Here is a 19,860-nt window from a genome sequence, read left to right on the forward strand (position 1 = left end):
ACACAACTCGCCCAAAGCACCCTGCCCTTCGGGTCGCTGAGGGTTAACTTAATAGAAACGGCTACGCATGTAGTACCGACAGCGGAGTACTGGCGGACGGGGGTTCAAATCCCCCCGGCTCCACCAACTCAAAAAAAGACGTCCTCGGACGTCTTTTTTTATGGCTGAAATTCAAGCATCTCGCTGGATTGAATGTATGAGCTCAGATTTTAGAGTACGCCAGCGCCGTGCGGAAACTCGATTCTGGGGTACTCAATCCGTCTTAAGGATTTTGCGCGGTCGCTGATGAGTAAACTGGCTTAAGGCGGCTAATCGCTGGCAAATGCACTCAAGAGAGTGTCAGATTCTTTCTACGCCAAACCCCTCGCCCCCCAACCCCCACCAACACCCCCAACACAATCGCCGCCAACGGCACCGCCCCCACCCATGTCATCGTCGGGAACACCAACAAGATCTGCGAGTCATTCCCGCCCAGCATCATCGACGCGCCAATCCCCATCAGCATCCCGGCCAGTAAATGCCGAACAACCGACAACCACTCCAACCGCTGATACCGAAACGTCCGTCGCTTCAACGTGTACACCAGCATCCCCAGCAGCAACATGCCAAACACCGCCACTCGCTGAACCGTCAACGCGCCCTCATCCATCGCCCAGAACATCCGCGACAAGTCATAAAAGAACACGCTCGGCGTCCACTGCGGTTCGAACGTGTAGAGCGCGCTGGTCAGAGCGCCGAGCAGCAGGCTCGAAACCACCACACGCCGATCGCCATGCACCTGTGACAAAAACACCAAAACCAGTAAGACGATGCCGATAGTCAGCCAATACTGATGGCTGGATATCTCCGCCATCTGCTGAATCTTGTGTTCAGTGAGCATGTTGAGGTGGTGCCAAAGCACGATGCCCAGCACCCATCCGATCACCGTAAACATTTTCGCCAGATGACCGCTGGCCAGTTTGGTCAGGGTGCCGACGCTGCATCCGTCGTTGAGCACCGAGGCGATACCGAACAGCAAGCCGCCAAGTACCAGTGACCAATAACCCACTTCAGGAATAAACAGCGGCTGACTGAACCCGGACAATCCATACAACGGCCCCAGCAACAATCCAAACAAGCCACAGGAAACCAACGACACAAACAGTGTCGGTCGGCGTCGCAGCAGTTGCCCGACCGCGTTGACCAGGCACATGCCCATGCGTTGGGACACCAGGCCAATAAGGAAGGCCAGCAGTAGCGAAATCAACAGTGAAAGCACAAGGCTCTCCGTTTTTGGAGCGTGAGGTCGTTGGACGTTATCGCAGATCGCGCGCGGTACAAACCTTGCGGGTGAAGTGCGAAAGCGCTTCTACACTCACAGCGCACATGCCTTTCAACGCCGACACCCGAATGATCATGACTTCCTTAAAAGACCGCATGCAAACCGGCAAGGACGCACGCAAGCAGTGCCCGCGTAGTGCTCAGGCTTCGACGGGCAAGATGAGTCGTGATCCGATTCCGCTGATCAAGGCGTCGAGTCAGGGGCGTGTCGAATCGTTGGTGGAGTTGCGTTACGGGCGCATGCTGGTGTCGCCGTTTACGTTTTTTCGCGGCAATGCGTTGTTGCAGGCGCATGACTTGTCGAGCACGGCGACCATGGGTTTGATTTCGCCGATCTGCGGTGATTGTCATTTGATGAATTTCGGTGGTTTCGCCACGCCGGAGCGCAATCTGCTGTTCAGCGTCAATGATTTTGACGAGGCGCATCCCGGGCCGTGGGAGTGGGATTTGAAACGTCTGGCCGCCAGTCTGGTGATTGCCGCGCGCGACTTGCGCCACGGCGATTCGGTCGAAGAGTCGGTGTGTCGCGACATGATCGGCGCGTATCAAGCGACGCTGCTGGAGTGCGCCGAACAGAGTTCGCTGGAGAACTGGTACGAGTCGATCAGTTACACCGACTTGCTCGCGCAGGCGCGCAAAACCACGCTTGAACACGTGCAACGCGCTATCGAAAAAGCTGAGCAGCGCACTCACGCAGGACTGCTGCCGAAGATCAGCGAGCGCGATAAACACGGGCGTCTGATTATTCGCGATGACTTGCCGGAGATTTTCCATCTGCACAACAACTCCACGTTGCTCGATGCCGAGGATGACTGGCTGCGACTGTCGGACTGGCGTCCGCTTTACGAGATGTTCATGCGCGATTATCGCGGCACGTTGCAACCCGATCGTCGCGAATTGTTGTCGCGGTTTCATGTGCAAGACATGGCGTTCAAAGTGGTCGGCGTTGGCAGTGTCGGCACGCGTTGTCTGGTGGCGCTGATGACCGACGATCAGGAATTTCCGCTGTTTCTGCAATTCAAGGAGGCGCGGCGCTCGGTGCTTGCCGATTACGTCAAAGGCAAATCGCGGGTGCGCCACGAAGGTCAGCGCGTGGTCGAGTGTCAGCGTTTGATGCAGGCGGCCAGCGATCTGTTTCTCGGCTGGACGACGGGGCCCAACGGTCGGCATTTCTATGTGCGGCAACTGCGCGACATGAAAATCTCCGCCGAACTGGAAACCTTCGACGCTGAAACCTTCGCCGCCTATGGACGGGTTTGCGGTCGCGCCCTGGCCCGCGCGCATGCGAAAGCGTCCGGGCAAGCCGCGCATATCAGCGGCTACATCGGCAAAAGCGATGCGCTCGCCGATGCGTTGTTGACGTACGCGCAAAGCTACACCGCGCAAAATGAACGCGACTTCGAACGCTTTCAATTGGCCTGTCGCAAAGGTCGATTGCGCGCACGTTCGGAAGCCGACTTTACCGCTGATTACCTGCCTTGAACCGGGCTAGAGCGGCCGCAAACGAGATGAATTTTTCTTCACTGCCCCTGCCCGACCGAACCTGTAAAGTTCGCTCGCTCATTCAAGAAACTACGGTTCGCCCGCGCTCCTGCGGGCTTTTTTTTGCCTGAAATTCCTCATCGTTCAAAGTTTCCCGTGTAGGCGCTGCCGAAGGCTGCGATCTTTTGATCTTGAAAACGCAGGAGCGAAAGATCGCAGCCTTCGGCAGCTCCTACTGAAGATCAACCGGTTTGTATTTTCTGCGGTGTCGGGCAATGCTGTCTGACAACCCCGCCGACCGGAACGTCCGATGCCGCTGTTGACCCTGCCCTGCCAACGCCTGACGCTGGCGATTCTTGCCCCGGATCAGGCGGAACTCGAAAGTGAGTTTTATCGCCGCAACCTGCGCCATCTCGCGCCGTGGTCGCCGATTCGCACCACTGAATATTTCTCCACTGCACAAATCCGTCGACGTCTCGAGATTCAGGCCAGTGCCTTCGAGGCCGGGCTGGCGATGCATTTCGCGCTGTTGTCGCCGGACGGCCAGCAGATGATCGGCGCGTGCAATTTCAGCGGGGTTATTCGCGGGGCGTTTCAGGCGTGTTATCTGGGTTATCACATCGATGAAGCCCATCAGGGCCAGGGTTTGATGCAGGAAGCGCTGGAGGCTGGCATCGCGTACATGTTCGAGGGGCAGAATCTGCACCGGATCATGGCCAACTACATTCCCGGCAACGAGCGCAGTGCGCGGTTGCTGGAGCGCTTGGGTTTCGAGCGTGAGGGCTACGCCAAGGCGTATCTGAACATTGCCGGACGCTGGCAGGATCATGTGCTGACGGCGCTGGTCAATCCGCGGTTCGAAACACCAGACAAACGTTGGTCGCGACCACTCGCTTAAGCTTCACGAATTGTTCAGCATTGCCGACGTATGCTCGGGGTTCCCGCCCCTTTCGGTAGCCTGAACGCCATGTCGCGTGCCGTCACTTCGCTGTTTCTGCTTGCCGCCCTGCTGTTTTTCTTTGCGCTGGGCAACCATCAGTTGCAAGGCTCCACCGAGGCCCGCGTCGCCGGCATCGCCATGGAAATGCACCTGGACAACGACTGGGTGACGCCGCGTCTGTTCGGCGAAGCGTTTCTGGAAAAACCCCCGCTGAGTTTGTGGCTGGACGTCGGTGCAATGCGCGTGTTCGGCGTTTCGCCGTGGGCGGTGCGGTTGGCCTCGGCGGTGGCCGGGTTGTTTAGCGTGATGTTGTTGTACGGCATGTTGCGTCGCTTCGAGCGGCCGAAAAGGGTCGCATGGACGGCGGGGATTCTGCTGGCGACCATGGCCAGTTACTGGAGCAACGTACGTGGCGTCGGTGAAGACGCGCTGCTGGCGCTCGGCGTGACGGCGGCATTGCTGGCATTTTTCCAGGCGCAGCGATTGCCGACGCTGGGCAATTCGCTGCTGTTTGTCGTCGGCATCGCCATCGCGACGTTGAGTAAAGGTGTGTTGGGCTTGGCGATGCCGGGCGTGGTGATTTTTGCTTATCTGCTGGCGGACAACCTGATCGACAGGCGTTTGAAGATCGCTGATTGGTTGCGGCCGGGGTTGCTCACCGTGGATCGTTCGTTGAGGCCGGGCATTACGAGCCGTTTTATTACTACCTCGCCAAGCTGCCGCAAGCGTTTTTGCCGTGGAATATCCTGGTGTATCTGGGGCTGTGGCACTTCCGTAAAGAGTTGAAGGCGAATCGGTATCTGCTGTTTTTCAGCCTGTGGATCTTGGCGCAGTTTGTGATGCTGACGTTGGCATCAAGCAAGCGCACGGTGTACCTGATGTCGATGACGCCGGCGGCTGCGGTGATCGCGGCTGAGTATGCATTTGTGTTGTTCGAGCGGTTGAAAGCGTACGAATCGGCGAATCGTTTTGTAGGCTGGGTCGCTCGTCGGCGTCAGGCATTGGGATTCGGCGTGTTGGCGGTGGTGATCGCCGGTTATCTCGGTGCGGCGCAGTGGGCGCTGCCGAATGCGGATAAACACCTGTCGTTCCTGCCGCTGACGGAACACATTCAATCGTTACAGGCCAGTGGTCATCAGGTGGCGTTGTTTCAGGCGAATGAGCGGGTGGGCGGTGCGAGCGTGTTTTATACGCAGAGTGTGCTGAAGGGGCTCGATACGGAGGCGCAGTTGCGGGAGTTTCTGGGGGCGGCAGCGACAAATGTGGCGGTGATCTCGGCGGATACTGAGCCTGTAGCGCCGCTGAAAGTGCTGAAGACCATGATGGTTGGGCGACAGGCTTATTACTTTGTCACTGACTAAACCAGACTAAACACACACCCCTGTGGTGAGGGGATTTATCCCCGATGGGCTGCGCAGCAGCCCTTTCTTTTGAATCAAGAGAGGGGCCGCTTCGCGCCCCATCGGGGATAAATCCCCTCGCCACAGGTTATTCACTGGATGGGCATTCCAACTGTTGCCGACGTGGCGACTGACACTGTCCGCTCATGCTTCTCCAACACCGGCATCTCCAACCGCGCCCGTCCATAAAACGCCAACGCTGTCAGCAAACACGCCAGCCAGACAAAGATCCCGGCCCAAAACGTGTGGGACATGTAGTGCCAACCTTGCAGGACGCGTGTCGTGCCGTAGATAAAACCGAGCAACAACGAGCCCCACAAAATCGCCTTGGAAAACCGCCACTGGTAGCGTCGCGCAACAAAGTACAGCGCCAGCATGGTGAACCCACCCGACGCGTGCCCGCCCGGCCAGCAACGGCCCTCGCCCGCTTCATGGAACAACTGGAAATTCTCGTACCACTCGACATGAGCCATTTTGCCGCCGTACAGCGTGGTCTCGATCGGGCAGTAAACGCTGGTGTGCGCCTTGAGGAAGTGGATCACCCCGGTGCAAACGGCGAACGCCACCACGACGAAGAAAAAATCCCTACGATGATCGGCGGTAAATCGCAGCACTGGCGCGACTCTGCTGCGCTCCAGAAAAGCACCCAGTCGTGGCCGCTTCTGCGGATTGACCAATGGCCAGATCACCGAGAGCATCGCACCGATCACGGCAATCTCGCCCGTCCAGTTCGGAATGATCCGCGCCCATTTATGCGTGAGTTTTTCGAAGAAGTGGATTTTGTCGAGCGGGAAAGTCTGGGTCAGCGGGTCGAACAACAGGTTGCTGAAAGCGATGTCGATTTTGGTCATGTCGAACAGCAGAAACACCACCGCTGCACACAGCAGCGGGATGCCAAAGTTATAAGCGTAGAAACGCGATTTCATCGGGTGGTCACCGTGCGCCAGTCGGAGGCTTCAATGAAGCCGAGCATCTGTGGGGCCGCCGGATTGGCAGCGGAGACAAACAGCGAAGAACCGTAGCCGGGATCGGAGGCCGGTACGTTCAGGTCTTTCTCGATTTGCGCCATGCATTCGCTGTGGGTCACCAGGATCAGATTGCGCCCCGGCACTTTGTGCGCCAGCGCCTCCTGCAACATTCGCCCCTTGCAACTGATCAACCAATCGGCGGCGGTGGAGGTCTTGGTGAACATGTAACCGGCGGTCTGCACGGTGCGCTCGATCGGGCTGTTGTAGAGGTCGGCGTTGCTCAGGCCCAGTTGTTCAAACTGCGAACCCACCGCATCCGCGACACTGCGCGAACGTTGAGTGATGCCGTCGTTGCCACTCAGGCACGGTGCCTTGGAGTGATCGCAGCGTTCGACGTGGCGCACCAGCACGATCATGTCGCCTTGCGCCCAGCCCTGCGCCAACGCCTGCGCGCCGGCGACATTGCCGTGGGCCAGATCCGGTACAGCTGCGGGTGCCAGCAACCACAAGGTCAGCGGAATCACCAGCACGGAGGCGGCCAACACCACCCACGTGTTGCGAAAACGCGCCAAACCGCTCAGATCGATCGTGCGTTTGACGCCGAACAGATTCAGTCTCAATTCCACAAAAAGCCGCCTCACCGGCATGCATCACTTGTCATTCGATGCGGCGAAGGTACAGAGGCGGGCGTGGGCAGCCAGTGAAACCCATGTGAAAAAAGTCTTGGGATCCTTTGTTACAAATTCCGTAGGACAAAATCCTTTCAGCTCTCGGCATTGCGGCCGATACAGACCTGCTAACACCCTTGCTGGCTCAAAAAAACAACAATCTTCCAGCCTAACCGACGACCAAGAAACCCAACGTTTCTGGAGGATTTTTGATGAATAGCTGGTTCGGCAACATCAGCGTGAACATGAAATTGGGCCTGGGCTTCGGCCTGGTGCTGGCCCTGACCTGCGTCCTGGCCCTGACCGGTTGGACCAGCCTCGGCGGCCTGATCGACCGCAGCAACTGGATGAGCGACATCACCCAGCTCAACTCCGGCCTGACCAAACTGCGCGTGGTGCGCCTGCAATACATGCTGACCAACGGCGATGAAACCGCCGCGCAAAACGTGCAGACCACCCTTGAAGCCTTTGCCGCGCAACAGCAGAAGTTGATCAGCAGCTTCAAGAGCCCGGAGAACGTCAAGTTGCTCAAGGCGCAGGCGGCGACCATCGCCGAATACCAGACCTCGCTGAACAAAATGCGCAACGCCTACCGCACCGCCAACAGTGCGCGCGACGCCATGAGCGTGAATGCCGACGCCGCGTATCGTCAGATCGAATCGATCAGCAAACATGTGCAGCAAATGGACATGAGCGAGCAACGTTTCGAACAGTTCCAGGCCATCACTACGGCCAAGGAAGCGTTCATCCTCACCCGCTACGAAGTGCGCAGCTACATGGCCGCCACCAACGCCGACACCGAGCAGAAAGCCGTCGCCCAACTCGACGTGGCGATCGCCAGCCTCAAACAATTGAACGTGCATTTCGCTGACACTCAGGCAGATGCCCTGCGTCAGCTGGAGACCGCGCTGGTCAATTACCGCAGCGCCTTGCAGGCGTTTAAAAACGCCAACAGCGAAGCCGTGCAGGCGCGCAAGGAAATGACCGATCAGGGCGCGACCATCGTCACCCAGAGCGAGCAGCTGTATCAGATCCAACTCGATCGTCGTGACGCCGAAAGCGCTCAGGCTCGCACCCTGCAATTGATAAGCACCCTGCTGGCGTTGCTGGTTGGCGTGATTGCCGCAGTGTTGATCACCCGTCAGATCACCCGTCCTCTGCGCGAAACCATGGCCGTAGTCGACCGCATCGCCAGCGGCGACCTGACCCACAATGTCATCGTTACCCGTCGCGACGAACTCGGTGTGCTGCAACAAGGCATCGCGCGCATGGGCGTGACCCTGCGCGACTTGATCAGCGGCATCCGCGACGGCGTCACCCAAATCGCCAGCGCCGCCGAAGAGTTGTCCGCCGTCACCGAGCAGACCAGCGCCGGGGTGAATAGCCAGAAAGTCGAGACCGATCAGGTCGCCACCGCGATGCACGAAATGACAGCCACCGTGCAGGAAGTCGCGCGCAACGCCGAGGAAGCCTCGCAAGCCGCTGCCGCCGCTGACGGCGAAGCCCGTGAAGGCGACAAAGTGGTCAACGAAGCCATCGCGCAGATCGAACGTCTGGCCAGCGAAGTGGTGCGTTCGACCGAAGCCATGAGCGTGCTGCAACAGGAAAGCGACAAGATCGGCAGCGTCATGGACGTGATCAAAGCCGTCGCCGAACAGACCAATCTGCTCGCGCTCAACGCTGCAATTGAAGCAGCGCGCGCCGGTGAAGCCGGTCGCGGGTTTGCCGTGGTTGCCGACGAAGTGCGTGGCCTGGCCCAGCGCACACAGAAATCCACCGAAGAAATCGAAGGCCTGGTCGCCGGTCTGCAGAACGGCACCCAGCAGGTTTCGGCGGTGATGAACAACAGCCGCGCACTGACCGACAGCAGCGTCGCGCTGACCCGCAAGGCCGGCCTGTCACTGGAAAGCATCACCCGCACGGTGTCGAATATTCAGTCGATGAACCAGCAGATCGCGGCGGCGGCTGAACAGCAGAGCGCAGTGGCTGAAGAGATCAGCCGCAGCATCATCAACGTGCGCGACGTCTCGGAACAGACGGCGGCGGCGAGTGACGAAACGGCGGCGTCGAGTGTGGAGCTGGCGCGGTTGGGTGGGCAGTTGCAGCAGATGGTCAGCCACTTCCGCGTTTGATCTTCACCTTGCAGTGAATGAAAGAACTTCGCGAGCAGGCTCGCTCCCACAGTTACAAGGTCGATCACAAAATGTGTGAACACCTTCAAAACCTGTGGGAGCGAGCCTGCTCGCGAAAGCGTCAGACCTGCCACCTCGATATCCCGAAAAAACCCCGGTACCCGTAGGAGCTGCCGCAGGCTGCGATCTTTTGATCTTCGCTTTTGAACAATCAGAAGCCAGATCAAAAGATCGCAGCCTTCGGCAGCTCCTACAAGTTGTACCTGGTAGCAACGTTTACGAGCAGATACCTAGTTCGCTGTGATATCCCTCAGGCCGCCCACGGATTGATCACCTCGACACCACTAAACTCGAAATCTTTCACGTTGCGAGTGGCAATTGGAACGCCGTGAGTCCGACAGATCGCAGCGATTTGCGCATCGGCCATTGAAGCCGCACGACCCTGGGATTCGCAATCAGCAAGAAGCGTTGCGTACTCAACAGCGGCATGAGCATCGAATGGGAGAATGCGTCCGGCAAAGTCTTCTTCGAACATCGCCATGGCATGCGCTTCAAGTTTCTGTTTGCGCTTGCCTGAAGGCAGCCGGGCAATGCCGTGGAGTATTTCTGCCACTGTCACCGCACTGACTGCCAGCTCCATGGCGGGTTGCGAATCAACCCAAGCAAGCACCCGGGTCTCAGGCTCGACTCGCATAAACTCTGAAAGAACATTGGTATCGAGCACTATCATTCAGAGAAATCCACCGCAGTGGCTTTTTCTGAGCGCTTCGGGAGATCGAGATCAACTCCGCCGACATCGCTGAATCTGTTGCGGATTCGGCTACCAAGTCCACCAGCACGATCGACTGCCGTCAGCGCCCTTCCCAGAATCAAACGAGCCTCTTCTTCCATAGAGTGGCCGTTATGAGCAGCAGTGATGCGCAACTGCTCCTTAAGCTTTTCATCAAGGTTTCGGATGGTGATGCTGGCCATGACGCCTCCTGCAATCAATGAGATCATTGATTGCAGGCTAGCACATCTCTCCTCGCCTAATCCGGGCAACTGCCGAATGGTCGAATTCAGCGCGTCCCACGCTGCCGCAACGCCGACGGCATAAAGTACGCATCCTCGGGCACCGGCTGGGCGAAATCCACGGTCTCGGCTTCTTCGTTGTCGAGGTTCTGCACGTAGTAACGACGGGCCTGCAAATCATGGAAAACGTCCAACGCACTCCACGTGGTGGGCAGGTCGTAGAAGTTTTTCAGATAGGCCATCGACACGCGCCACAACTCCCCTCGCCCGTCGTATTGATCGACCAGCGCGGCGCCCCAGCTGTCTTCATCGAGGAACAGCACGCGTTTCGAGTAGATATGCCGCGAGCCCGGTTTCAGGTTGCCTTCCACCACCCAGACCCGGTGCAGTTCGTAGCGGGTGTATTGCGGGTTGAGGTGGCCCGGGGTGAGCAGTTGCGCGTACTTCACGTCGGGGCTGGCGACTTTGTAGTTGTTGTAGGGAATGTAGATTTCCTGTTTGCCCTTGAGCTTCCACTCGTAGCGATCCGGCGAGCCGTTGAACAGGTCGGTGTCGTCAGCGGTGCGCAGGCCATCGGAGGATGAGATCGGCGTGTCGTACGCGAGATTGGGCGCGCGGCGCACGCGGCGTTGGCCGGCGTCGTAGACCCAGGCCTGGCGCGGGTCTTTGAGTTGGTCGAGGGTTTCGTGCACGAGGGCTGCGCCACCGGCCAGTCGCGCCGGGCTTTTCACGAAGGCGAGGTAGTAGAACAGGATGTTTTTCAGGTCGGCGAACTGGCCGTTCGGGCGGTAGTAGTTGAATAGCGCTTCCTGCTGCGAGGTCACCAACGCGAAGCTGCCGTTGCGCTGTACCGGCGCTTCGGAGGCGCGGCGCACGACGTAGATGCCGCGATAGCGAGTGATGTGGTTCCACAGCACTTCGACGCCGTCTTTCGGCACTGGAAACGGCACGCCGCCGTAAGCGTCGGAGAAGCCGCTGCCGCCTTCGAGCAGTTTCGCCGAGGTCGCGTTTTTCAGGGTGTTGTCGTACAGCCATTGCGGCGCCGAGCCGGAGCGACGGGACGGGTAGATCGGCATCTGGAAGGTGTCGGGGTAGCTGTTGAACAGCGCGATCTGGCCGGGGCTGAGATGGGCTTTGTATTGGTCGAGATTGGCTTTGGTGATGGTGAACAGCGGTTTGTCCGCCGCGTACGGATCAGGGTGATGCTGACCCGGTTTGTAGCCGGCCGGGGCTTGGGTGATGCCACCCGTCCACGCCGGGATGGTGCCGGCGGCGTTGCCGGCCCGCTCGGCGCCCATGGGGGTCAGGGTGGTTTTCAGTTGCTCGGCTTGTTGCGGGGTGATGGCGGCGAAAACGCTGCCGGCGGCCAGACCTAGAACAAGCCCGAGCGAAGCCCTGGTGAATCTTGAACTGTGAACCATGATCTTCTCCAAAATACAAAAACCTGTGGGAGCGAGCCTGCTCGCGAAAGCGGTGTGTCAGTCGACATCAATGTTGAATGTGCCGGCCTCTTCGCGAGCAGGCTCGCTCCCACAGGGGATCTGTGTGGTCTTTAAAGGAAATACTTGAGGTTGAACCCGACGTTGTCGCGGTCGCGGATGCCGTTGTTTTGTCCGCCGCCGTAGAACTCGGTGTACTGCAATTCGGCTTCGAGCTTGTTCTGATAGTTGGCCTTGATCCCCAGCGTGTAGGCCTTGCGACCTTCGATGGTGTTGCCGGCCTGGTAGCTGTTGCCCTGGAAATCGTCCTTGTAAACGATGTAAGGCGAGACGTTGACCCCGGCGTACACGTCGTTCCACGTGCCGTTGAGCATCGCCGTGTAGCTGTAGGAATCACGGTTGACCTGATCGTCGCGATCACCACCGGACACATAGGAATAGTTACCGGTACCCGCGTAATAACGCGTGCTGCCGTCATAAGCCGTGTATTGCAGGCTGCTGCCACGCAGATGTTCCGAGGCCAGTTCGAAGATGCCGAACAGCGAGTCGAACGAGGCCGTCGGGCCGAAGTTGTAGATGGTGCCCAGCGAGGTGTTGAACGCTTCGACGCGCTCGGCGTTGTTGATCTCGCTGTTGAGGTTGACCATCTGCCCGCCGACGTTGATCGACCGGCCCGTCACCGCCACCGCCGCACCGTTGGCCAGGTCGCCGATCAAATCGTTAGTGGCCGCGACGCCAATCGGCAGGTTCGGCCGATAAGCGATTTCGCCAAACACCGAGGCCTCGCCCAGCGTGGTGTTGAAGCTGAAGCCGTACATGCGGATGTCTTCGGCGTAACGACGATGCGCCTGAATGTTGCCCATCACATCGGCCGTGGCCAGACCACCGGCAAGCGCCCCGGCCTGATCGCCGGCAACGCCGGACAACAGATTGGTCAGCGCATCCATGTCGATGCCCTTGTACCCGCCCAGATCCGCCGCGATGGTCGGTTCCTTCGCGTGGTAGTTGACCATGTACAACCCAAACTCGGTGCTGTTGAGCTGCTCGGCGATGTAGCGGAAAGCGAAGCCGAACTGACCGTCGTTGCGCGCGTTGTAGTCCTTGCCGATCGACGCCACTTTCAACGTGTTGCCGTACGCAGGCGTCACACCGTTGGCGTACAGCCCGGTGGTTTGCAGGGCTGAACTCAGCAACGGGTTGTTACCCAGCGCGCTGTACAAGCCGATCACGTTGCCAAACCCCGGCACTGGCGTATCGAGCGCGGTGCCGCTGAAGTTGTTGTAACCGGTGTTGCCGCCATCGGCGAACAGGTCGGTTTGCGAGTAGAAAGTGCCGACCGGATCGATGCGGGTTTCTTTCCAGTTGGTCTGGTAGAAACTCTCCATGGTCAGCGAATCGGTGAGGCCGACGTTGAAGCTCAGCGCCTCTACCGGCACCAGCACTTCCTTAACTTCGGCGCCGGGCAAACGGTACTTGGCCGCGTCCACCGGGTTGGTGGTGTTGATCCCGCCGCGATAGAAAATCCCCTCGCCCCAGTTGAACACTTGTCGCCCGACTCGGGCGGTCACCGGCATCTGCGCGACGTCCCAACTGCCGTGCACATACGCGTCGAGCATCTCGATGCGGCTGCCGGCAATATCGCGGGTCTGGCTGGTGAAACGGTCGTCCTGCGGGTAGCTCTGGCTCGGTTGCGAGGGACTGTTGTTGTCGTAGTAGTTGTTGCGCTTGTCCATCAGCTGCGTGTCGTAAAACCCCGTGCCGCGCATGAACAAACCGTAGTTCTGATAGTTGGCTTCAAGCTCGGAAGTGATCTTGTACACCTCGGAAACCAGCCCGGTGTCGAAGTTGCGATTGCCGTCGTTGGTGTTGACGTCATCGTTGGATTTGTCGCGGCCCTGCACCCGCCACATACGACCGTACGACAACGTCGTGTCGATCGAACCGGTGACCTGTTTGTCCATGAAGCTGAACTCCACCGCGTGCGCCGCATCGACTGCGCACAGTTGCAGCAGCCCTGCCAGGCCGACACCGGGGAGCGCCGCGCCCGTCAGGCGCAATCGAGTGTTGATCATGTGTTCCTCCTTCCCTGTTTTTTTATTGTTTTTTGTCCTGTCGCGGTGGCTAGGGCGCCAATCCCGCGCTGACGTAGATCCGGCTGTGCGCGCCGAAATGGCCGAGCAGTTTGAACAGCTGTTGATTGAGTGCCGGATGGTCGAAATCTTCGCGTTGCAGCTGATTGCCGCTGCTGAAATCGCTGGTCGCTGGCGCCGTTTCCAGCCATTGGCCGATCGCTTCGTCGAAGGCGGCGGAGTCGTCGACCGACTCAGCGCTGACCACTTCGCGCAGGTAGTCGACCGAGTACGGCGGATAGCTTTTGTCTTGAGCGACATCGGTGTAAGCGTCGAGCATCGGATGCGGATTGCCGGCACGCAGCAAGCGCCGCAGCCAGGTTGATTGATACTTCTCCACTTCCATGTGCCGGGTCGCAACGCGTTCGATGGAGGCCTGTTTGTCGGCGGAGAAACCGGCCAGCGCCTTGCCTTCCAGCAGCAAAAGACTGGCGAGGTCGACACCCGGCAATGGCTTGGCGTGATACGGCTGAGTCAGATCCTGAACGTGGTGCAGGCCCCAGCCGAGAAAGCGATAACCCCAATACGGATGGCCGCTGGCAAATGCCAGTCGCGCCAGGCCCATGTATTGATACGCACGCCAGTCCGGCCAACTGCGTTCGAGGAATCCGGCAGCGGCATAGACCACCGGGCTTTCGTGGAAGAAGCCCATGTGGAACGGCGCTTGCGAGCTGTACTGGAAACGCTCGTCACCAAAGGGTTGCGGGCCGAAACCGTAGCGCGCGCCAGCGTCGCCGGGGTTGTCGCTGAACAGGTTGATGTCGTGGCCGTAATCCGGCTCGTCGGCGGCGCTGGCGAGCACCGCGAGTGGCGCGACTTTTTCGTGGATGGCGACGACGATGAAACGCTGGCGATTCCACGGTGACAGGGTTTGTTCGACCATGACTTGATTGGCCTGCAAATGCTCGCGCTCGGGCAGGTCTTTGCCGGGTAATGGCTGGATGACCATCGCCAGATGAATCTGCGGGTTGATGCGCAGCGCGGTGAAAAAGTCGTGGCGCAGATTGTCACTCGGCGTGGCCGGTAATTTCAGCGCATCGGGGCGTGGCGGGTATTGAGCGAAGTGTTCGCGGGCGAAGGTTTCCTGCTCCTCCAGCAATGTGCTGACGGCTTGGTATTGCTGCGTGAGGAAGGTTTCCAGCGGCTCGACTTCCACCAGTGGCGCATCGCGCAACCCCGGCAGATCCTGCAACGCCAGGTAGCTGCCCACCGTATGGTTCGACCAGCCCCAAGCACTTGGGGCCGTTGCACAAAGCAGCAACAGGAGGAATGTCAGCTTCATTGCCGGGTTCTTATTGGAGGTGCCGTGGGGGATGAGCCTAACAACCGCCCCCGCCCGTGACACTGTCCGATCTCACCAGAAAAAGTCTCCGATGGCGCCAATTCAAATATCAACACGATCCCTGTAGGAGCTGCCGAAGGCTGCGATCTTTTGATGTTGATCCTGAAAAAAAAGATCAAAAGATCGCAGCCTTCGGCAGCTCCTACAGGGGGAATTGTGGTGTGCTTTTCAGGCGGGGTAGCCGGTGATTTTGCGGATGCTCTGGTACAGCGGTTTGAGCTGGCGGTACATGCGCAGGTAGACCTCTTTGTACAGTTGCTCGTAGATTTTCTGCGCCTCGGGTTGTGGGGTGAAGACCGCACCGACGCGGGTCATCGCGGCGATTGCAGTTGGGAAATCTGTGTGCAATCCCAACCCCACCGCACAGCAGATCGCCGCCCCCAAGCCAGATGCTTCGTACACATGCGGTCGCTCCGCCGGCAACCCGAAAATATTCGCCGTCAGCTGCATCGCCGCATCACTCTGCGAACCGCCACCGGCCACGCGCAGGCGCTTGATCGACACCTTTGAACGCCGCTCGATGTTCTCCATGCCTTGGCGCAACGCATACGCCAGTCCTTCAAGAATCGCCCGGTAAATATGCGCGCGGGTGTGCACATCGCCGAAGCCGATCATCGCGCCCTTCGCTTCCACGCCGGGCTCGCGAATCCCCGGCGACCAGTACGGTTGCAGCATCAAACCCATTGACCCCGGCGGCACCGCATCGACCAGCGCATCGAACAATTGCTCCGGCTCGATGCCCTGCTCTTCGGCCTGCTGCATCTCGCGCAAGCCGAACTCGTTCTTGAACCAACTGACCATCCAGTAACCGCGATAAATCATCACTTCGCAGTTGAACTGATCCGGCACCGCCGACGGGTACGGCGGAATCAACGGGACAATTTCCAGATAGCGCGAACGGGTGCTGGTGATCGTCGCCGTGGTGCCGTAGGACAGGCACACCGTGCCCGCATCGACCACGCCGGCACCGACCACTTCACACGCCTTGTCGGCGCCCGCCGCAATCAGCGGCAAGCCTTCGGGAATGCCGGTGTGGCGAGCCGCTTCAGCGGTGATGTAGCCGAGGGTTTCACCGGGTTTTTGCAGGGTCGGCAATTGCTCCGGACGTACCGCCAGCGCCTGCCATTTCCAGTCACTCGGCGCGGCCCATTTCAGCCGTTTGAAATCGAACGGCAGATAGCCAACGCAGCAACCCACCGAGTCGACAAAGCGCCCGCACAGTCGATGGGTGAGAAACCCCGAGAGCAACAAAAACTTGTCCGTCGCCGCCCACACCTCTGGCTGATGCTGCGCAATCCAGTTGGCCTCAGCCTGGGCACGAAAATAATCCACCGTACCCTGCGCGCCGACCAGTTTGAACAGCCAGCCCCACGGCCCTTTGATCCCGCCCTCGACTTCACTCTGGCGCTGATCGAGCCACAAAATTGCCGGACGCAGCGGTTTGCCTTCGGCATCAACGTTGATCACCGTGCCGCGCTGGGTGGTCAGGGAAACGCCAGCAATCTGCGAACGATCAATGCCGGTTTGCGCCCAGACTTGCTGACACGCCTCGCCGAGTTTCGCCCAGTAATACTCAGGATCCTGCTCGGCCCAACCCGGTTGCGTCGAGTAATACGCCTGCAATTCAACCTTGCCTTTGCCGAGCAGATTGCCCTGCAAATCGAAGAGCAGCGCACGCACGCTCTGGGTGCCGTTGTCGATCGCCAGCAGGTAACGCTTGTTCGGGTGGTTATCCATGGAGCTCTCTTCAAGGGGCATCAAGGCGTGGCATCCGGCAGACCGTGATGGCGTTGCCACAACGCCCGATAACGCTGAATTTCCTGCTGCCAGTATGCGTCGCTCCAGCCGAGTCGTGGCTGGCAGATTTGGCGGATGGCGGTGAAATAGTCTTCGCCACCGAGTGGCAACAACAGGCCGAGACGCGTGCGGCGCAACAGTAGATCGTCGAGGTGCAGAACCATTTCCGCTTCGCAGGCGAAGGCCAGTTCCGCCCACAAGGTGTCCGTGATGCCAACCGTGTCGTGGCCGACTTCTTTGATCAATTGCGCCAGCCTCGGCAGGTTTCGGCCATGCCTTCCGGCCAGTCGTCGCCACTGCTGACTGCTCAATTCTGCAATCGCCAGCGCAGGTACGGCGGCAAACACCGGCGCGGCGTCATCGACGAAGGGACGTTCGAGCATGTCCGCGCAGGCCTTGAGCACTTCGATGGCTTGCGGGCGAAACGTGGTCAGTTTGCCGCCGGCCAGCGTCACGCATCCGGGCTCCTGCCACAGCACATGTTCACGGGTTTCGTTCGACGGTTGGTCTTGATGATTGCCCGCCGCACTGCCGACGACCGGACGTACGCCCGACCAGGTCGACAGCACGTCATTGGCCGTCACTTCAGCACCGGGAAACTGTTGTGTGCAGGCCGCCAGCAGATAGTCGAGTTCTTCGCCGCTGATGCTCGCGCTGTGATCCAGATCTTCGCGATGATCGAGATCCGTGGTGCCGACCACCGTCGCGCCCTCCCACGGAAAAACGAACACCGGACGGCGGTCGCGTTCATGCAAAAACGTAAACGCCTGCGCCACCGGCAAACGCCAACCCGGCAGCAATAAATGACTGCCACGCAACGGCCGCAATTGCCGTGGTGCCTCAGTCGGCCGCAAGCGCTCAGCCCATGCACCGGTGGCCACAGCAAGCACGCCACAACGCAATTGCAGGGTCGCGTCGGCCTCGCAGTCTTCGATCTGAACGCCGCACACTCGCCCGTTTTCTCGCAGCAAATGCTCGACACGAACGCCATTGACCACGACCGCGCCATCCGCTCGCGCCTCGCTCAACACGCGCATCACCAGCCGTGCATCGTCGGTCAGCGCATCGACAAAACTGGTGCCGCCGAGCAAGTCATTTTCCTTCACGCCCGGCGCCAGATATCGAAGCTGTTGTGCATCATGAAAACGGTGGCTGCGCCTTCCGGCCAAAGCATCGTAAACACTCAACAAACCACCCAACACCCGAGGCCCGGGGAAGCCGCCGCGATAGTGCGGCATCATGAAACTCATCGGCTCGACCAGCCCCGGCGCTTCGTCGAGCAAGCGCTGACGCTCGCGCACCGAATCGCGGGTCAGACGCCACTGGCCCTTGGCGATGTAACGCAAACCGCCATGAACCATTTTCGACGATCGACTGGACGTGCCCCAGGCAAAATCACGTTGCTCCAGCAACAGGCAGCGCCAGCCTCGGCGTGCAGCTTCACGCAGGATTCCGGCGCCGCTGATGCCGCCACCAATGACGATCAGATCCCAGGTTTCATCCGCCAGTGTTGGCAGAGTCTGCTGGCGCCATGCGGCGTTCCAGTCCTGACTCATGGCCGTCACTCCGGCAACAGCGTGCCGGGGTTGAGGCGCCCGGCCGGATCGAAGTGTTTACTCAGCGCCTGCAAGGTATCCATCGCCAGTGCGCCCTTCTCGCGCAACAGGTACGGCGCGTGATCTTTGCCGACGCCGTGTTGGTGACTGATGGTGCCGTGGTTGTCGACAATGGTCTGGCTGGCCGCGTGTTTGAGCGCTTTCCAGCGCGCGAGCGTCGCCGGATAGTCTGCGGCCGGGCGAAACACGTAAGTGGTGTAGATGCTCGAGCCTTCACCGTAGACATGGGACAAATGGGTGAACACATGCACGCGTTCGCCTTCGGCCGCCAAGGCGTCGCGCAGGCTGTTTTCGATGAGATTGAGCAGGTTGTCGACGTTGCTCCAGTCGGTGGCGGTTTCCAGAGTGTCGACGACGTAACCGGCGTTCCACAGGTTCTCGCGCAGGTAGGGGAAACGGAAGCGGTTCTGCGCCCATTTCTTGCCGAGCAAGGTGCCGGTGAACACGCCGCCGAACGCCTTCAGATGTTGCCGCGCCTGTGTCAGCGACAATGCGTTTTGTCGGCGATTGCCGGTGACGCCGAAGGTCAGCAGGCATTTGCCCTCTGCCGCCCCCCTTAGCTTCAGATACTTTTCCAGCCAGGCGATTTGTTGCGGATGACCGGCCAGCGCCAGTTGCGTTTCGGTTTCCACGGCGTTGGATAAACGCAGCATCGACAGCGGCACGCGTGCCTGGGCCAATTGGCGAATGGCTCTGAGTGCCTGCGGCCAGTCGGCGAGAAAAACGCCGTAGAAACGTTCATCGGCAGGCAGCGCGCTGACCCGCACCTTGACCTCGGAAATGATCCCGAAACGGCCCTCGCAACCCAACACCACTTCGCGCAAATCTGGCCCGGCAGCCGAAGCCGGAAAGGTTGGAATGTGCATCGGCCCGGCAAAGGTTTCCAGCGTTCCGCCCGCAAACAGTTGCTCGATCCGGCCATAGCGCAACGACTGCTGACCACTGGAACGACTGGCAACCCAACCGCCCAACGTCGACAACTCCCACGACTGCGGAAAATGCCCCAGCGTGTAGCCCCGCGCACGCAACTGACTTTCCACCTGCGGCCCACTCGCACCGGGGCCGAACGTCGCCAGCAGGCTTTGTTCGTCGAGATCGATCAGCCGATTCATCCGCGCCAGCGACACCGTCACCACTGGCCGCGCCGAATCCGGCGGATTGATGTGCCCGGCCACCGAAGTACCGCCGCCATACGGGATCAGGCACAAGTCCTGTTCGTGGGCGAGCGCCAGCAATTGGCGAATGTGCTCAGCGGTCTCGGGAAACGCCACTGCATCTGGATATTTGCCCAGCGCACCTTCGCGCAACGCCAGCCAGTCCGGCAGACTTTGGCCCCGCGCATGCAACAAACGATCATGAGCATCGATACTGTACAAAGTGTGCGCCGACAACCGCGAGGCCGGCACACGCGCCAATGCCGCTTCAAGCGTGGCATCGGGCAGCGCGCGTCCCTCGCCCAGTCGCTCATGAAGAAACTCCGCGCCCTGGGCCGGCAGTTCGACCACCGTGGTTGCATCTCCCCAGCCGTTCCAGCGTCGCATGCGTGTGTCCTTTTTTGCCGTCAGATCAGTGATATTTCAGGCCCCCATACTAGCCAGCGGCCGCAAAGTGTCACG

At 59.7% G+C, this 19,860-nt stretch carries 14 protein-coding genes, 1 other RNA gene and 2 pseudogenes; 6 read left to right on the top strand and 11 right to left on the bottom strand.

What is annotated here, in order from left to right:
- Nucleotides 1-126, top strand: a transfer-messenger RNA (tmRNA) gene (gene ssrA, locus ACIP1X_RS14720); the annotation flags it as partial.
- 202 nt (nt 127-328) lie between these two features.
- Here the strand turns inward: ssrA and ACIP1X_RS14725 are convergent.
- A complete protein-coding gene (locus ACIP1X_RS14725; protein WP_400753110.1) occupies nt 329-1,258 on the bottom strand; it encodes a YeeE/YedE thiosulfate transporter family protein in 930 nt (309 codons plus the stop codon).
- Between the two features lie 137 nt (nt 1,259-1,395).
- Between ACIP1X_RS14725 and ACIP1X_RS14730 the strand changes: the two genes are divergently transcribed.
- The 3 genes and pseudogenes from ACIP1X_RS14730 (at nt 1,396) to ACIP1X_RS14740 (ending at nt 5,103) form a co-directional block, all read left to right on the top strand.
- Nucleotides 1,396-2,802 carry a DUF2252 domain-containing protein gene (locus ACIP1X_RS14730; protein ID WP_400753113.1) on the top strand — a complete coding sequence of 469 codons (1,407 nt, stop codon included), beginning with the start codon at nt 1,396-1,398 and terminating at the stop codon, nt 2,800-2,802.
- A gap of 310 nt (nt 2,803-3,112) precedes the next feature.
- Entirely contained in the window at nt 3,113-3,700 is a 588-nt protein-coding gene (gene rimJ, locus ACIP1X_RS14735; protein ID WP_053117000.1) for a ribosomal protein S5-alanine N-acetyltransferase, read from the top strand.
- Nucleotides 3,701-3,769: 69 nt separating this feature from the next.
- Nucleotides 3,770-5,103, top strand: a pseudogene (locus ACIP1X_RS14740) (ArnT family glycosyltransferase).
- A gap of 131 nt (nt 5,104-5,234) precedes the next feature.
- On the opposite strand, the gene ACIP1X_RS14745 reads toward ACIP1X_RS14740, so the two are convergent.
- Nucleotides 5,235-6,068 carry a phosphatase PAP2 family protein gene (locus ACIP1X_RS14745; RefSeq protein ID WP_400753115.1) on the bottom strand — a complete coding sequence of 278 codons (834 nt, stop codon included), beginning with the start codon at nt 6,066-6,068 and terminating at the stop codon, nt 5,235-5,237.
- Nucleotides 6,065-6,736, bottom strand: a complete 672-nt coding sequence (locus ACIP1X_RS14750) for a histidine phosphatase family protein (protein WP_400753118.1) — start codon at nt 6,734-6,736, stop codon at nt 6,065-6,067. Before ACIP1X_RS14750 ends, ACIP1X_RS14745 begins: the two co-directional genes overlap by 4 nt.
- 389 nt (nt 6,737-7,125) lie before the next feature.
- Here ACIP1X_RS14750 and ACIP1X_RS14755 point away from each other — a divergent pair.
- Nucleotides 7,126-8,052 (top strand): annotated as a pseudogene (locus ACIP1X_RS14755) (methyl-accepting chemotaxis protein); the annotation flags it as partial.
- On the top strand, nt 8,047-8,910 hold the full coding sequence (locus ACIP1X_RS14760) for a methyl-accepting chemotaxis protein (protein WP_371262359.1): 864 nt from the start codon (nt 8,047-8,049) through the stop codon (nt 8,908-8,910). The pseudogene ACIP1X_RS14755 and the gene ACIP1X_RS14760, both read left to right, overlap by 6 nt.
- A 310-nt stretch (nt 8,911-9,220) precedes the next feature.
- Here the strand turns inward: ACIP1X_RS14760 and ACIP1X_RS14765 are convergent, their stop codons facing one another.
- The 8 genes from ACIP1X_RS14765 to ACIP1X_RS14800 all read right to left on the bottom strand — a co-directional run bounded on the left by ACIP1X_RS14765 (nt 9,221) and on the right by ACIP1X_RS14800 (nt 19,785).
- Nucleotides 9,221-9,640, bottom strand: a complete 420-nt coding sequence (locus ACIP1X_RS14765; protein ID WP_400753121.1) for a type II toxin-antitoxin system VapC family toxin — start codon at nt 9,638-9,640, stop codon at nt 9,221-9,223.
- On the bottom strand, nt 9,637-9,882 hold the full coding sequence (locus tag ACIP1X_RS14770) for a FitA-like ribbon-helix-helix domain-containing protein (RefSeq protein WP_400753123.1): 246 nt from the start codon (nt 9,880-9,882) through the stop codon (nt 9,637-9,639). Before ACIP1X_RS14770 ends, ACIP1X_RS14765 begins: the two co-directional genes overlap by 4 nt.
- 86 nt (nt 9,883-9,968) lie before the next feature.
- Nucleotides 9,969-11,342, bottom strand: coding sequence for a DUF1329 domain-containing protein (locus ACIP1X_RS14775; protein ID WP_400753125.1), 1,374 nt, complete (start codon nt 11,340-11,342; stop codon nt 9,969-9,971).
- A 131-nt stretch (nt 11,343-11,473) separates the two neighbouring features.
- The gene (locus tag ACIP1X_RS14780; RefSeq protein ID WP_053116990.1) at nt 11,474-13,432 is read right to left on the bottom strand and encodes a DUF1302 domain-containing protein; all 1,959 of its coding nucleotides are present in this window, start codon (nt 13,430-13,432) and stop codon (nt 11,474-11,476) included.
- Between the two features lie 49 nt (nt 13,433-13,481).
- On the bottom strand, nt 13,482-14,771 hold the full coding sequence (locus tag ACIP1X_RS14785) for a phospholipase (protein WP_400753127.1): 1,290 nt from the start codon (nt 14,769-14,771) through the stop codon (nt 13,482-13,484).
- A gap of 228 nt (nt 14,772-14,999) precedes the next feature.
- Nucleotides 15,000-16,568, bottom strand: coding sequence for an FGGY-family carbohydrate kinase (locus ACIP1X_RS14790; RefSeq protein WP_400753130.1), 1,569 nt, complete (start codon nt 16,566-16,568; stop codon nt 15,000-15,002).
- 20 nt (nt 16,569-16,588) lie between these two features.
- The gene (locus tag ACIP1X_RS14795; protein WP_400753132.1) at nt 16,589-18,184 is read right to left on the bottom strand and encodes a glycerol-3-phosphate dehydrogenase/oxidase; all 1,596 of its coding nucleotides are present in this window, start codon (nt 18,182-18,184) and stop codon (nt 16,589-16,591) included.
- Nucleotides 18,185-18,189: 5 nt separating this feature from the next.
- Complete coding sequence (locus ACIP1X_RS14800; RefSeq protein WP_400753135.1) at nt 18,190-19,785, bottom strand: FAD-binding oxidoreductase; 1,596 nt, start codon at nt 19,783-19,785, stop codon at nt 18,190-18,192.
- Between the last annotated feature and the right edge of the window lie 75 nt (nt 19,786-19,860).

This window comes from Pseudomonas sp. NPDC088885 (assembly GCF_044750025.1).
Classification (GTDB): Bacteria; Pseudomonadota; Gammaproteobacteria; order Pseudomonadales; family Pseudomonadaceae; genus Aquipseudomonas; species Aquipseudomonas rustica.